We start from the raw sequence: 12,821 nt of genomic DNA on the forward strand, positions 1-12,821 counted from the left end.
CGCTCCCTCGGGAGCAGCCGGGGGTGCGGGGCTCAGCCCGCGCGGGGCGGGGCGCCCGGTCCGGCGCTGATCTGCAGGGTGATCTCCGCGCCCCGGGAGACGCGCGACCCGGCGGGCGGGTTCGTCTGCGCGACCGTCCCTGCCGGGCGGTCGGAGGGGACCGGAGAAGTGTCGACGCGGACCGTGAAGCCGACGGAGCGCAGGCGTGAGGCCGCCGCAGAGGGGCTCTGGCCGGTGACCTGGGGCACGGCCTCCTGCGGAGCGTCGACGAGCGAGCGGACCGGAGCCGGGAACGCCGTCCCGCCGTACTTGGCGTCGGCGACGCGCATGATGCGCGGCCAGATCTGGTGGCGCACCTGACCGGCGTTCACCCGGTTGAGACTGAATCCGCGCATGGAGGTGAAGCCGGTCACGTTGCCGACCCAGGTGGCGGTGGCGACCTCGGTGCTCGCGCCGACCATCCACGTGTGCAGCGCGTCGTCCGTGGTGCCGGTCTTGCCGATGTGCGGCACCCCGGTGCGGGGGTTGGAGGGGGCGCCGGTGCCGCCCGTCACCACCTGCTGCAGGGCGTAGCCGGCGGTCGCGGCCACCTCCTCGGACATCCCCTGGCTGCACTCGGAGGCGGGCGGCGCGACGTCCGCGCCCGTGCGGTCGACGATCCGGTCGATCGCGATGGGCGTGCAGACGGTGCCCTTGTTCGCGAAGCCGGCGAAGGCCGTGGCCATCGTGAGCGGAGCGATCTCGTTGGTGCCGAGGATGGTCGGCGCGAGCTTCTGCAGCTCGGTCCCGTCGGCACGGTGCACGCCCATCGCCAGCGCCGTGTTGCGAATGCCGCAGAGGTCCAGCTGCTGGGCCATGGCGGCGAACGAGGTGTTGATCGAGCCGGTCGTCGCCTGCAGGGCCGTGGTCACTCCTCCGTTGCCGCCCTCGTCGTTCCCGGGGTTCCAGGACTCGCCGTAGTAGACGCCGTCGGGCTCGCAGCTGTCACGGAAGGTCGTGTAGGCGCGGCGGGTGCCGTCGACGCTCTCGCCGAGCGAGTGCCCCTCCTGCAGCCACTCCGCGAGGGTGAACACCTTGTAGGTCGAGCCGACCTGGAATCCCGAGGAGCCGCCGTACCCGAAGTCGGTGTTGTAGTTGACGCTCGTGTAGTTGGGGCCCGTCAGGTCCGGATCGTTGGAGTAGTCCTTGTTCTGGGTCATCGCGAGGATGCGGCCGGTGCCGACCTCGACCGAGACGCTCGCGCTGCCGATGTTCACGTTCGCCATCGACTTGGGCACCCAGTCGTCGGTGGCCGAGACGGCGGCCTGCTGCAGGTCGGAGTCGAGGGTCGTGTAGATCCGGTAGCCGCCGCGCTTGAAGGTGGCGTCGCGCTCGTCCTGGCTCGCACCGAACGCGTCGTCGTTCTTGATGACCCAGGTGACGTAGTCGCAGAAGAAGGCCGCGACTCCGGCCGTCTGGCAGCCGGTGCTCGGCTCGGTGATGTTCGGCGTCACGGGCTCGGCGACGGCCGCCTGCGCCTGCTCGGACGTCACCTTCGACTCGAGGTCCATGCGGGTGACGATGTAGTCGCGCCGGTCCCGGGTCTGCGGGTAGCCCTCCGCGGCGGGGTTCGCCGGGTCGCCGGGCCGGTCGAAGCGGAACTTCTCGGGGTTGTTCACGATCGCGACGAGCGCGGCGGACTGCGCGAGCGAGAGGTCCTTCGCGCTCACTCCGAAGTAGTAGCGGGCGGCCGCCTCGACGCCGTAGACGGTGCCGCCGAACAGGGCGATGTTGAGGTAGCCCAGCAGGATGTCGTTCTTCGGGTACTCCTTCTCGAGCCCGATGGCGAGCCGCATCTCGGCGACCTTGCGCTCCGGAGTGGTCTCCGTGGCCTCGCGGTAGGCCGCGTCGCGCTCGATCGGATCGCTGAGCGCCTCCGCCTTCTGCACGAGCACGTTCTTGACGTACTGCTGCGTGATGGAGGAGCCGCCCTGGACGTCCCCGCCCATGGCCGTCGTCGCGGCCGCGCGGACGGTGCCGAGCAGATCGATGCCGCCGTGCTCGTAGAAGCGGGGGTCCTCGGAGGCGACCACGGCGTCCTTCACGAACGGCGAGATCTCGTCCCAGCCCACCTCGACGCGGTTCTGGGCGTAGAAGGAGGCGAGCAGCACGTCGCCGCCGGAGGAGTCCTTCGCGTACACGTCGCTCTTCTCGGCGAGCGTGCCGATCTCGAGGTACTCGGGGAGGTTGTCGAACATCTCCACCGTGTTGCCGGCGGCCATGCCGCTCAGCGCGATCGCCGGCGTCACCGAGGCGGCCACCAGGACTCCCGCGACGACGCTCATGGCGACGATGCCGATCAGACCGCCGACGGCGCCCCCGATGGTCTTCACGACTCTGGTCCCGCCCTGCCCCGACATAGAATCAGCGTAGTCGCCGCGCTCGGACGAGCCGCGGCGCTCATCCCGCCGACGCGCGGCGCTCAGCAGTCGTCCCGCACCGGCCGCACCCGAGGAGAGCCATGTCCGTCCCGCGCTGGGAGTACATCACCACCCCGCTGATGATCCACAACACCACGGCGATCCTGAACACCTGGGGATCCGAGGGCTGGGAGCTGGTCCAGATCGTGACCGGTCCCGAGGGCGGCCTCGTCGCGTACCTCAAGCGCCCCGTCGCCGAGGCCGGCGCGTGATCGCCGAGCGCCTCGCGGAGCTCGGCGTCGAGCTGCCGGCGGTCGCGGTCCCCGCCGGCGCCTACGTCCCCGCCGTCGTGCACGGCGGCCTCGTCTACACGGCGGGGCAGATCCCCTTCGTCGACGGCGCTCTGCCGCTGGTCGGCAAGGTCGGCGACGAGGTGTCGCCCGAGCAGGCGAAGGAGCTGGCCCGCACCTGCGCCCTCAACGCGCTCGCGGCCGTCGCCGACGCGATCGGATCGCTCGACCGGGTGACGCGGATCGTGAAGCTCACCGGCTTCGTCGCGTCCGCCTCCGGCTTCACCGGGCAGCCCGGCGTGATCAACGGCGCCTCGGAGCTGCTCGGCGACGTGTTCGGCGAGCCCGGCCGTCACGCGCGCTCGGCCGTCGGGGTGGCGGAGCTGCCCCTCGGCGCTCCCGTCGAGGTCGAGCTGATCGTCGCCTTCGACTGACGCACCGCCCCCTCCGGCCCACGCGGCGGGAGGGGGCGGCGCCCGGTCAGTCCGCGGCGATCGCGGAGGAGATCACCGCCATCACCTGCGTGTCCGCGAGCGTCGTCGTGTCGCCCACGGCACGTCCCTCCGCCACGTCGCGCAGCAGCCGGCGCATGATCTTCCCCGAGCGGGTCTTGGGCAGCTCCTGCACCACGAAGATCCGCTTCGGGCGGGCGATCGCGCCGATGTGCTCGGCGACGTGCGCCTTCAGGGTGGCCTCGAGCTCGTCGTGTCCGTGGGCCAGCGCCTCGGCCTGGCTCGCCTTCGCGATCACGAACGCGACCACGGCCTGGCCGGTGGTCTCGTCCGCGGCTCCCACGACGGCCGCCTCGGCGACGACCGGGTGCGAGACGAGGGCCGACTCGATCTCGGCCGTCGAGAGGCGATGGCCGGAGACGTTCATCACGTCGTCCACTCTCCCCAGGAGCCAGAGGTCGCCGTCCTGGTCGCGACGCGCTCCGTCACCCGCGAAGTAGCGGTCGCCGAACTTCGACCAGTAGGTCTCGACGTAGCGCTCCGGGTCGCCCCAGATGCCGCGCAGCATCGCCGGCCAGGGCTCGGTGATCACGAGCAGTCCGCCCTCGTCGGCGCCGACCGGCGTCCCGGAGTCGTCGACCACGTCGATCGAGATCCCCGGCAGAGCTACCTGCGCGGACCCGGGCTTGAGAGTCGTCACCCCGGGCAGGGGGGACACCATCATCGCGCCGGTCTCGGTCTGCCACCACGTGTCGACGATGGGGGTGCGGCCGCCGCCGATGACGTCGCGGTACCAGACCCACGCCTCCGGGTTGATCGGCTCGCCGACCGATCCGAGCAGGCGCAGGCTCGAGAGGTCGAAGCGCTGCGGGATCTGCCGGCCGAGCTTCATGAAGGAGCGGATCGCCGTGGGCGCCGCGTAGAGGATCGTCACGCCGTGCTTCTCGACGATCTCCCACCAGCGGCCGGGATGCGGGCTGTCCGGAGTGCCCTCGTACATCACCTGGGTGGCGCCGTTGGCGAGCGGGCCGTAGACGACGTAGCTGTGCCCGGTGATCCAGCCCACGTCCGCGGTCGACCAGTAGACGTCCGACTCGGGGTGCAGGTCGAAGACCGCGCGGTGCGTGAAGGCGACCTGGGTGAGGTACCCGCCGCTGGTGTGCAGGATGCCCTTGGGCTTCCCGGTCGTGCCGCTGGTGTAGAGGATGAAGAGGGGCTGCTCGGCGGGGAACGGCTTGGCGACGTGGTCGGCGTCGACCGCCACGATCTCCTCGTGCCACCAGAGGTCGCGCCCCTCGTGCCAGGCGACCTCGTTGCCTCCGCGGCGCACGACCAGGACGTGCTGGACGCTGGACTCGCCGCCGAGGGCGAGCGCGGCGTCGACCGCCGGCTTCAGGGGCGAGACGGCGCCCTTGCGCCAGCCGCCGTCGGCGGTGATGACGAGTGTCGCCTCCGCGTCGTCGATGCGCGCGCGCAGGCTCTCGGCGCTGAAGCCGCCGAAGACGACGGAGTGGACCGCCCCCAGCCGGGCGACGGCCAGCATCGCGATGACCGCCTCCGGGATCATGGGCAGGTAGATCGCGACGCGGTCGCCGACGCGGACGCCGAGGCTCGTGAGCAGGTTCGCGGCGCGCTTCACCTCGGCGGTGAGCTCGGCGTAGGTGATCGAGCGGGAGTCGCCGGGCTCGCCCTCCCAGTGCAGGGCGACGCGGTCGCCGTGGCCGGCCAGGACGTGGCGGTCGAGGCAGTTGTAGGCCACGTTCAGCTCGCCGTCGTCGAACCACTTCGCGAACGGGGGCTCGCTCCAGTCGAGGGTGCGCGTGAACGGTCGGTGCCAGTGCAGGAGCTCGCGGCTCCGGTCGGCCCAGAAGGCGAGGCGGTCGGCCGCGGCCTCGTCGTAGAGCGCGGCGGTCGCGACCGCTCCGGCGGCGAGATCGGCCGGCGGCGGGAACCGGCGGGTCTCGTGGAGGAGGTTGTCGATGGCGTTCCGGTCGGCGGCCGGGGCGTCGGGGGGAGTGGACATCTGCGATTCGCTCCTTCGCGAGTGAGACGTTCGCCGGCCCGCGCGGTCGGCGTCGCACCACCGTAGCGCCCGCCTCCAGCGGGGATCGCCGAGCGCCGCAAGCTGAGTGCGGGGCGGGTGTCGGATAAGAGTCCGCAGAGAACAGGATCCGGGCTTGGCGAATCGCGATCCGTCCCCTACAGTTGCATACGGCCGAATGAACTTCGGCCCAGCGGCGCAAGTGATTCCCCCCAATCCAGCGCCGCCGAGGCGGCACCTGTTCCCCCCAATGGGTGCCGCCCCCTTCTTCCCGCCTGATCCGGCGGACGGACGCCCCCGCTCGAGCCCTGCTCGCGGGGGCGTTTCCGCGTCGCCGGGACGTCTCCTCGTCGACTGGGCTTCTCTGCGCCGTGGGGCCCCTCCTCGGAGCGGCTCCCTGCCGAGAGCCCCGGGCCGCCCCTGCGCTCGCGTCCGGCCCGGGTCGTTCCTCCACAGGCGCCGACGCGGGCGTCTCTCCTCCGATCGGGCAGGGAGCGCCCCGGCGCGCGGAACGGGCTCCTAGCGTGCCGGGATGACCCGCGACTTCGTCCCCCTCGTCCCCGCCGAGCACCGCCGCGACCCGCTGCCGGTGCGGCCCGCCGCCGCCGGTCTCGGGCTGCTCGCGCCGCACGCCGCGGATCCCGCGGTGACCGACCTCTTCGTGAACGGCGGCGCGGGCCTCTGGATCGACCGGGGCGGTGGTGCGGAGCGGGTTCCGGAGTGGACGCTCGACGCCGCCGGAGCACGGCGGCTGGCCGTCGCGCTGGTCGCGGCCGGTGGACGGCACGTCGACGAGGCGAGCCCGTGCGTGGACGTCAGGCTCCGCCACGGGGTCCGCGTGCACGTCGTGCTGCCGCCGGTGGCGACCGGGGGAGCGCTCGTGTCGGTGCGGGTGCCGCGGTCGGACTCCTGGACGCTCGGGGAGCTGCAGGCGGCCGGGATGCTGGACGACGACGGAGTGCGGCTTCTGCGCCGGGCGGTCCGCGAGCGGTGGAACCTGCTGATCACGGGAGCCGGTGGATCAGGCAAGACCACCCTGCTCGGTGCCCTGCTCGGGTGCGCGGCGCCGACCGAGCGGATCGTCGCCATCGAGGACGTCGGCGAGCTCCGGCCGGCGCACCCGCACGTCGTCTCGCTCGAGGCTCGGCAGCCCAACCTCGAGGGCGCCGGTGCCGTGGGCCTGGACCGGCTCGTGCGGGAGGCGCTGCGGATGCGTCCGGACCGCCTGGTCCTCGGCGAGTGCCGCGGCGTCGAGCTGCGCGAGCTGCTGTCCGCGCTGAACACCGGGCACGACGGCGGTGCGGGGACCCTCCACGCGAACTCCCTCGAGGACGTGCCCGCGCGTCTCGAGGCGCTCGGGGTCCTCGCGGGACTCGGGCCCGAGGCGATCGCCCGCCAGACGGTCAGCGCGATCGACCTGGTGCTCCACCTCGAGCGCCGCGACGGGCGGCGGCGGCTGCTCCGGGCGGTGTCGGAGGAGGCCGGCCGCGGGGGCGACGTGACGGAGGCGCTGCTGCGCGGGACGCCGGCTTCGCGGCGGAGCGGCCCGGAGCGGAAGCGGGCGGGACGGCGAGCGCCGGACACCGGTGAGGCGACCGCGTGGGCGGCGCTGGCCGCCGCGTGGCGGGTGGCCGCCGACTCCGGCGCGCCGGTCGCCGCCGCTCTCGGCGAGCTGGCGGAGTCCCTGCGCGAGCTGGCACGCGCCCGCCGGGACATCGAGGTGGCTCTGGCCGGTCCCTCCGCCACCGGGAGGGTCGTGAGCGCGCTGCCGCTGGCGGCGCTGGGTCTGGGGGCGCTGCTGGGCTTCGACGTGGTCGGCGTGCTCCTCGGGACGGTGCCCGGTGCGGTCTGCCTGGTCGGGGGAGCCGGGTTGATGGCGGCCGCGCACGCGTGGTCGCGGCGCCTCGTCCGAAGCGCGGCCCCGGCCGATCCGGCGCCCGGGCTCGCGCTCGACCTCCTCTCGGTGGCGCTGGCCGGTGGCGGCTCGATCGAGTCGTCGCGCGCCCGGGTCGTGGCGGCGCTCGCCGAGTGCGGGCTCGACTCGGGCGAGCGCGTGCTCTCCGACGCGGACCCGGTGCTCGCCCTCTCCGCGGCGGCGGGCGTGCCGGCCGGACGCCTGCTCCGGAGCGAGGCGGCTCTGGTCCGGGCACGGGCGTCCTCCGGGGCGCGGGAGCGAGCCGCTCGGCTCGGCGTGACCCTGATGCTGCCGCTCGGAGTCTGCGTGCTGCCGGCGTTCCTGCTGCTCGGAGTGGCTCCGATGGTCGTCTCGGTGCTGCTCTCGACGTTCTCGGTGGCGGCGTGATTCGGTCGACCGCTCCTCCACAGGGGCGGGATCGGGAGGCGTCTCCACGGATCCACCGGAGGGTCGATCGGTGGGATCGGGAGTCCGCGATCCTCGGAGGAGGGGCACGGAGCGGGGCGGAACGGAGCAGGACACATGAGCAGTGACACGGCGATCAGCGGCGGGGAAATCTCCCGGAGTCGAGGATTCGGTAGGAGGAGGGATGCGGGAAGTGGTGTGGCCGGAACGAGCCGGGGCTCGAGGAGCGGCGGAGGTGCGGTGTCCGGCGGAGGAACGGGCATCGACGTCTCCGCGGGGCGCGTCGAGTGGTGCCGACCCGGGTGGGGAGGTCTCGGCGCTCTGGGCGACGAGGAGGGGTCGGCGACGGCGGAGTACGCGATCGCGACGATGGCCGCGGTCGGCTTCGCCGGGCTGCTCGTGGTCATCCTCAAGGGCGACGAGGTGCGGAGCATCCTGACCGACCTGGTGACCCGCGCGCTCACCGCGGCGGGATGAGAGGCCTTCCGCTGCTGCGCGGGCGGCTCGTCCAGGAGGAGGGCTCGGCCACTGCCGAGCTCGCGCTCGTGCTCCCGGCGGTGGTCGCGGTGCTGGCGCTGTGCCTGGGGTCGGTGGCGGCCTCGGCGCAGTACGTCCGGCTCGTCGACGCGGCCGCCGACGCGGCCCGGTCCGCGGCCCGGGGCGACGACCCCCGCGCGCCGCTCGCCCGGGTGGCGGGGGCGTCGCTCACGGCGGGGGAGCAGGACGGACTGGTCTGCGTCGACGTCGCGGCCCGGCTGCGCCCGCTCCCGGCGGTGTCGCTCCCGGTCTCGGTCCGGTCCTGCGCGCTGGGCGGGGGCGGATGATCCGCCGGCTCCCCGGGGCTGTCCGCGACCGGGAGGAGGGATCGGCCGCGGTCGTGGCGATCGGAGTCGTCGCGGGCACGATCCTGGTGACGGCCGCCGTGCTCGCCGGCTGCGCAGGAGTCGTCGGGCACCAGCGAGCGGTCGCCGCCGCGGACGCCTCGTCCCTGGCAGCGGCCGACGTCGCCTCCGGGCTGCTGGCCGGGGATCCGTGCGGACGTGCCGCCGCCGTGGCCCGCGCGAACGGCGCCGAGCTCGTCCTCTGCGACGTCGACGGGGGCGTCGCGAGAACGGAGGCGGCCGTCGCCGCGGGTCCGCTCTCCCTCACGGCGCGGTCGAGGGCCGGCCCGCCGCCCTGAGGGCGGAGGCAGCAGCGGGCGTCGTCCAGACCGAGGTCCGGACGTCGCCGCGGGAGCGCGTCAGTCGGAGGAGAGTCGCTGGTACCGGTACGCGGCGGCGGTCGGCAGGGCGCCCGCGCCCTCGTCGTGCTCGAGGCCGCCGGCGAGGAGGTAGATGTAGCGGGAGCCCGCCCTCGCCCCGGGGATCTCGAGGCGTGCGGCGGGGGCCTGATCGTCGCCGTATCCCCGGCGGAGGGTCTTGCCCTCCAGCGGTCCGTCGAGGAGCTTGGCCGTGTAGGCGGAGGTCGTGGTGGTGTGCGTCGTTGCCATGCCTCATCATGCGCCGATCGGCGCCGCGCGTCACCCCCGTCGTCGGCAGGCCGGGCAGGCGGCTCCGAGGCCGTGTCCAGCGTCCTCCCGAGGTCCCCGTGTCCTCGGGAGGGGGCAGGACGTCCGGGGTCAGTGTGTATGGTGTGCCTGTCGGGCGCCCCCGCCGATGGGGACGCGTCGCCGTTCCCCGCACCACGTCGCCGCGCACCGTCTCCCCGCAGCAAGGGGACGTCGGACCACTGGTCGTCCGACCCGACAGCACCAATCGAGGAGAACTGTGTCCGGCACGAAGAAGCTGGTGATCGTCGAGTCGCCGGCGAAAGCCAAGACCATCGCCCAGTACCTGGGCGACGGCTACGAGGTGCTCGCCTCCGTCGGGCACATCCGCGACCTCATCGAGCCGAAGAACCTCCCCCCGGAGCTGAAGAAGGGCCCGCTGGGCAAGTTCTCCGTCGACGTCGACAACGGCTTCGAGCCCTACTACGTCGTCTCCGACCAGAAGAAGAAGACGGTCGCCGACCTCAAGCGCGCGCTGAAGAACGCCGACGAGCTCTACCTCGCCACTGATGAGGACCGCGAGGGCGAGGCCATCGCGTGGCACCTCCTCGAGGAGCTCAAGCCCAAGGTCCCCGTGCACCGCATGGTCTTCCACGAGATCACGAAGGACGCGATCCAGAAGGCGCGCGACAACACCCGGGACATCGACACCTCCCTGGTCGACGCCCAGGAGACCCGCCGCATCCTCGACCGCCTCTACGGCTACGAGATCTCGCCCGTGCTGTGGCGCAAGGTCGGCCCCGGGCTCTCGGCCGGTCGGGTGCAGTCGGCCGCGACCCGCCTGGTGGTCGACCGCGAGCGGGAGCGCCTGGCGTTCGTGTCGGCGAGCTACTGGGACCTCGCCACCGTGCTCGCACCCGAGTCGGACGCCGCGGCGGGCTTCGACGCCCGCCTGGCGCGGCTCGACGGCAAGCGGATCGGAAGCGGCCGCGACTTCGACGACCGCGGTCAGCTGAAGGGCGACGTCACCGTCCTCGACGAGTCCACCGCCGGTGCCCTCGCCGAGGCGCTGCGCGACCCCGCCACCACGGTCCGGGTCTCGAACCTCGAGTCCAAGCCGTACTCGCGCCGCCCCGCCGCCCCGTTCACCACGTCCACGCTCCAGCAGGAGGCGGCGCGCAAGCTCCGCTTCTCGGCGCGCCAGACGATGAGCGTCGCGCAGTCGCTCTACGAGAACGGCTTCATCACCTACATGAGGACCGACTCGCCCGGGCTCTCGCAGCAGGCGCTGAACGCCGCACGCACTCAGGCCGCGTCCCTCTACGGAGCCGAGACCGTCCCGGACAAGCCCCGCCTGTACTCCGGCAAGAACAAGAACGCGCAGGAGGCGCACGAGGCCATCCGGCCCGCGGGCGAGACCTTCCGCACCCCGGACCAGCTCTCGGGCACCCTCCGCGGCAACGACCTCCGCCTCTACGAGCTCATCTGGAAGCGCACCGTCGCCTCGCAGATGGCCGACGCCAAGGGCTCGACCGCCACCGTGACGCTGCTCGCCGAGCCGGCCGGCGACGTCGCGAAGACCGCCGAGTTCACCGCCTCCGGAACCGTCATCACCTTCCGCGGATTCCTGCTCGCCTACGAGGAGGGGCGCGACGAGGAGCGTCACGGCGCCCGCGACGAGAAGGACGCCAAGCTGCCGGTGCTCGAGGTCGGCCAGAGCCTGGTCGTCGCCGAGGTCGAGGCCAAGGGCCACGAGACCTCGCCGCCCCCGCGCTACACGGAGGCGAGCCTGGTCAAGGCGCTCGAGGAGCTCGGCATCGGCCGGCCCTCGACCTACGCGTCGATCATCTCCACCATCGTCGACCGCGGCTACGTCACTCCGCGCGGGACCGCCCTCGTGCCCAACTGGATCGCCTTCTCGGTGGTCCGGCTGCTCGAGGACTTCTTCTCCGACCTGGTGGAGTACGACTTCACCGCCGAGATGGAGGGCGACCTCGACCGCATCGCCGGCGGCGAGGAGGACCGCGTCGCCTGGCTCAACCGCTTCTACTTCGGCGGAGGCACGCACCCCGGGCTCCGACACGTCGTGGACAACCTCGGCGAGATCGATGCGAAGAGCATCAACTCCGTCCGGATCACGGACGACATCACCCTGCGCATCGGCAAGTACGGCCCCTACCTCGAGGTGGCCCAGGAGGAGGGGCAGGAGACGCCGCGTCGCGTCAACCTGCCGCTCGAGCTGGCTCCCGACGAGCTCACGCCCGCCAAGGCGCAGGAGCTCGTCGACGCCCCGGTGCAGACCGACCGCGTGCTGGGAAGCAACCCCGACTCGGGCAAGACCGTCGTCGTCAAGGACGGGCGCTTCGGCCCCTACGTGACCGAGGTCGATCCGGAGCCGGAGACCGCGGCGGATCCCGCCACCGGGGAGGTCGTCGAGCCCGTGCCCGCGAAGCGCGGCGCGAAGAAGCCCGCTGTCGTGAAGCCGCGCACCTCCTCCCTCTTCAAGTCGATGGACGTCGCGTCGATCGACCTGGCGACGGCGCTGCGCCTGCTCGACCTGCCGCGCACGGTCGGCGACGACCCCGAGAGCGGCGAGCCGATCACGGCTCAGAACGGCCGGTACGGCCCGTACATCAAGAAGGGCACCGACAGCCGGTCGCTCACCAGCGAGGACCAGATCTTCGAGGTCGACCTGCCGACGGCGCTCGAGATCTTCGCTCAGCCGAAGTACGGGGCGCGACGCGCGTCGAGCGCGCTGAAGGAGTTCGAGGCGGACCCCGTCAGCGGCAAGCCGATCCGGATCCGCGACGGACGCTTCGGCGCCTACGTGACCGACGGCGAGACCAACGTCACGATCTCCAAGGGCCTCACGATCGAGGAGATCGACTTCGAGCAGGCGGTCCAGATGCTCGCCGACAAGCGCGCGAAGGGCCCGGCCAAGAAGGCTCCGGCCAAGCGCGCGCCGGCCAGGAAGCCCGCGGCCAAGACCACGGCGGCCAAGACGACGGCGGCCAAGACCACGGCGGCCAAGACGACGGCGGCCAAGACGACCGCGGCCAAGACGACCGCGGCCGCCAAGAAGACGACCGCAGCGAAGAAGCCCGCCGCGCCCCGCGCCACCGCCGCGAGCCGCGCGGCCGCGGCGGCCGCCGCCGAGACGTCGGACGCGACGGAGTCGTGACCGGGCTGTTCGTCACCCTCGAGGGCGGGGACGGCGCGGGCAAGACCACGCAGGCCCGGCTGCTCGAGGAGTGGCTGGGCACGCGGGGCGAGACCGTCGTCCGCACCCGCGAGCCCGGAGGCACCGAGGTGGGCCTGCAGATCCGCGAGATCGTTCTGCACCACCGCGGCGAGATCGACCCGCGGGCCGAGGCCCTGCTCTACGCGGCGGACCGCGCCCAGCACATCGGGACGCTCGTGCGACCGGCGCTCGAGCGCGGCGAGGTCGTCGTGCAGGACCGCTACATCGACTCCTCCGTCGCCTACCAGGGAGCCGGGCGGGTCCTCGACGCCGTCGAGGTCCGGCGGCTCTCGGAGTGGGCCACCCACGACCTGAGGCCAGACCTCACCGTCCTGCTCGACCTCGACCCCGCCGTCGCGCGGGGCCGGCTCGACGCGGCCCGCACCCGCTTCGACCGGCTGGAGGCCGAGAAGGCGGAGTTCCACGGGCGCGTGCGCGAGGCGTTCCTGGCGATCGCCGAGACGGACGCCGAGCGCTTCCTCGTCCTGGACGCCGCTCTCCCCGTCGAGGAGATCGCGGCCGCGGTGCGGGAGCGGGTCGCCGTCCTCCTCGACGGCGCGTCGGCTGTCGGTGCTCGCGGTTAGCCTGGTGG

The 12,821-nt window shown here is 73.1% G+C and carries 11 protein-coding genes; 8 read left to right on the top strand and 3 right to left on the bottom strand.

What is annotated here, in order from left to right; genetic code table 11:
- Window positions 1-32: 32 nt before the first annotated feature.
- Window positions 33-2,399: a transglycosylase domain-containing protein gene (locus C5B93_RS08910; RefSeq protein ID WP_104250595.1), complete on the bottom strand. Its 2,367-nt coding sequence runs from the start codon at window positions 2,397-2,399 to the stop codon at window positions 33-35.
- 101 nt (window positions 2,400-2,500) lie between these two features.
- On the opposite strand from C5B93_RS08910, the gene C5B93_RS17240 reads away from it, so the two are divergent.
- Together C5B93_RS17240 and C5B93_RS08915 are read left to right on the top strand one after the other, a co-directional pair.
- A complete protein-coding gene (locus C5B93_RS17240; protein ID WP_164861113.1) occupies window positions 2,501-2,671 on the top strand; it encodes a hypothetical protein in 171 nt (56 codons plus the stop codon).
- Entirely contained in the window at window positions 2,668-3,123 is a 456-nt protein-coding gene (locus tag C5B93_RS08915; protein ID WP_219812178.1) for a RidA family protein, read from the top strand. Before C5B93_RS17240 ends, C5B93_RS08915 begins: the two co-directional genes overlap by 4 nt.
- Before the next feature lie 46 nt (window positions 3,124-3,169).
- Here the strand turns inward: C5B93_RS08915 and acs are convergent, their stop codons facing one another.
- Window positions 3,170-5,164, bottom strand: coding sequence for an acetate--CoA ligase (gene acs / locus C5B93_RS08920; protein WP_104292271.1), 1,995 nt, complete (start codon window positions 5,162-5,164; stop codon window positions 3,170-3,172).
- Window positions 5,165-5,714: 550 nt separating this feature from the next.
- Between acs and C5B93_RS17875 the strand changes: the two genes are divergently transcribed.
- The 4 genes from C5B93_RS17875 (at window position 5,715) to C5B93_RS08940 (ending at window position 8,682) form a co-directional block, all read left to right on the top strand.
- Window positions 5,715-7,484 carry a TadA family conjugal transfer-associated ATPase gene (locus tag C5B93_RS17875; RefSeq protein ID WP_104292272.1) on the top strand — a complete coding sequence of 590 codons (1,770 nt, stop codon included), beginning with the start codon at window positions 5,715-5,717 and terminating at the stop codon, window positions 7,482-7,484.
- A gap of 258 nt (window positions 7,485-7,742) precedes the next feature.
- Window positions 7,743-7,979 (top strand): DUF4244 domain-containing protein, encoded by a 237-nt coding sequence (locus C5B93_RS08930; protein ID WP_258059887.1) that lies wholly within the window; start codon window positions 7,743-7,745, stop codon window positions 7,977-7,979.
- Window positions 7,976-8,326: a TadE family type IV pilus minor pilin gene (locus C5B93_RS08935; protein WP_104292274.1), complete on the top strand. Its 351-nt coding sequence runs from the start codon at window positions 7,976-7,978 to the stop codon at window positions 8,324-8,326. Before C5B93_RS08930 ends, C5B93_RS08935 begins: the two co-directional genes overlap by 4 nt.
- The gene (locus C5B93_RS08940; protein WP_104222195.1) at window positions 8,323-8,682 is read left to right on the top strand and encodes an Rv3654c family TadE-like protein; all 360 of its coding nucleotides are present in this window, start codon (window positions 8,323-8,325) and stop codon (window positions 8,680-8,682) included. Before C5B93_RS08935 ends, C5B93_RS08940 begins: the two co-directional genes overlap by 4 nt.
- A 60-nt stretch (window positions 8,683-8,742) precedes the next feature.
- On the opposite strand, the gene C5B93_RS08945 is transcribed toward C5B93_RS08940, so the two are convergent.
- Window positions 8,743-8,991: a hypothetical protein gene (locus C5B93_RS08945; protein WP_104222197.1), complete on the bottom strand. Its 249-nt coding sequence runs from the start codon at window positions 8,989-8,991 to the stop codon at window positions 8,743-8,745.
- A 277-nt stretch (window positions 8,992-9,268) separates the two neighbouring features.
- Between C5B93_RS08945 and topA the strand changes: the two genes are divergently transcribed.
- Complete coding sequence (topA, locus tag C5B93_RS08950) at window positions 9,269-12,169, top strand: type I DNA topoisomerase (protein ID WP_104292275.1); 2,901 nt, start codon at window positions 9,269-9,271, stop codon at window positions 12,167-12,169.
- Complete coding sequence (gene tmk, locus C5B93_RS08955; protein WP_104237717.1) at window positions 12,166-12,813, top strand: dTMP kinase; 648 nt, start codon at window positions 12,166-12,168, stop codon at window positions 12,811-12,813. The genes topA and tmk overlap by 4 nt, the downstream gene beginning before the upstream one ends.
- The last annotated feature ends 8 nt before the right edge of the window (window positions 12,814-12,821 follow it).

Origin of the sequence: Rathayibacter sp. AY1A2 (assembly GCF_002930935.1) — a bacterium.
Classification (GTDB): domain Bacteria; phylum Actinomycetota; class Actinomycetes; order Actinomycetales; family Microbacteriaceae; genus Rathayibacter.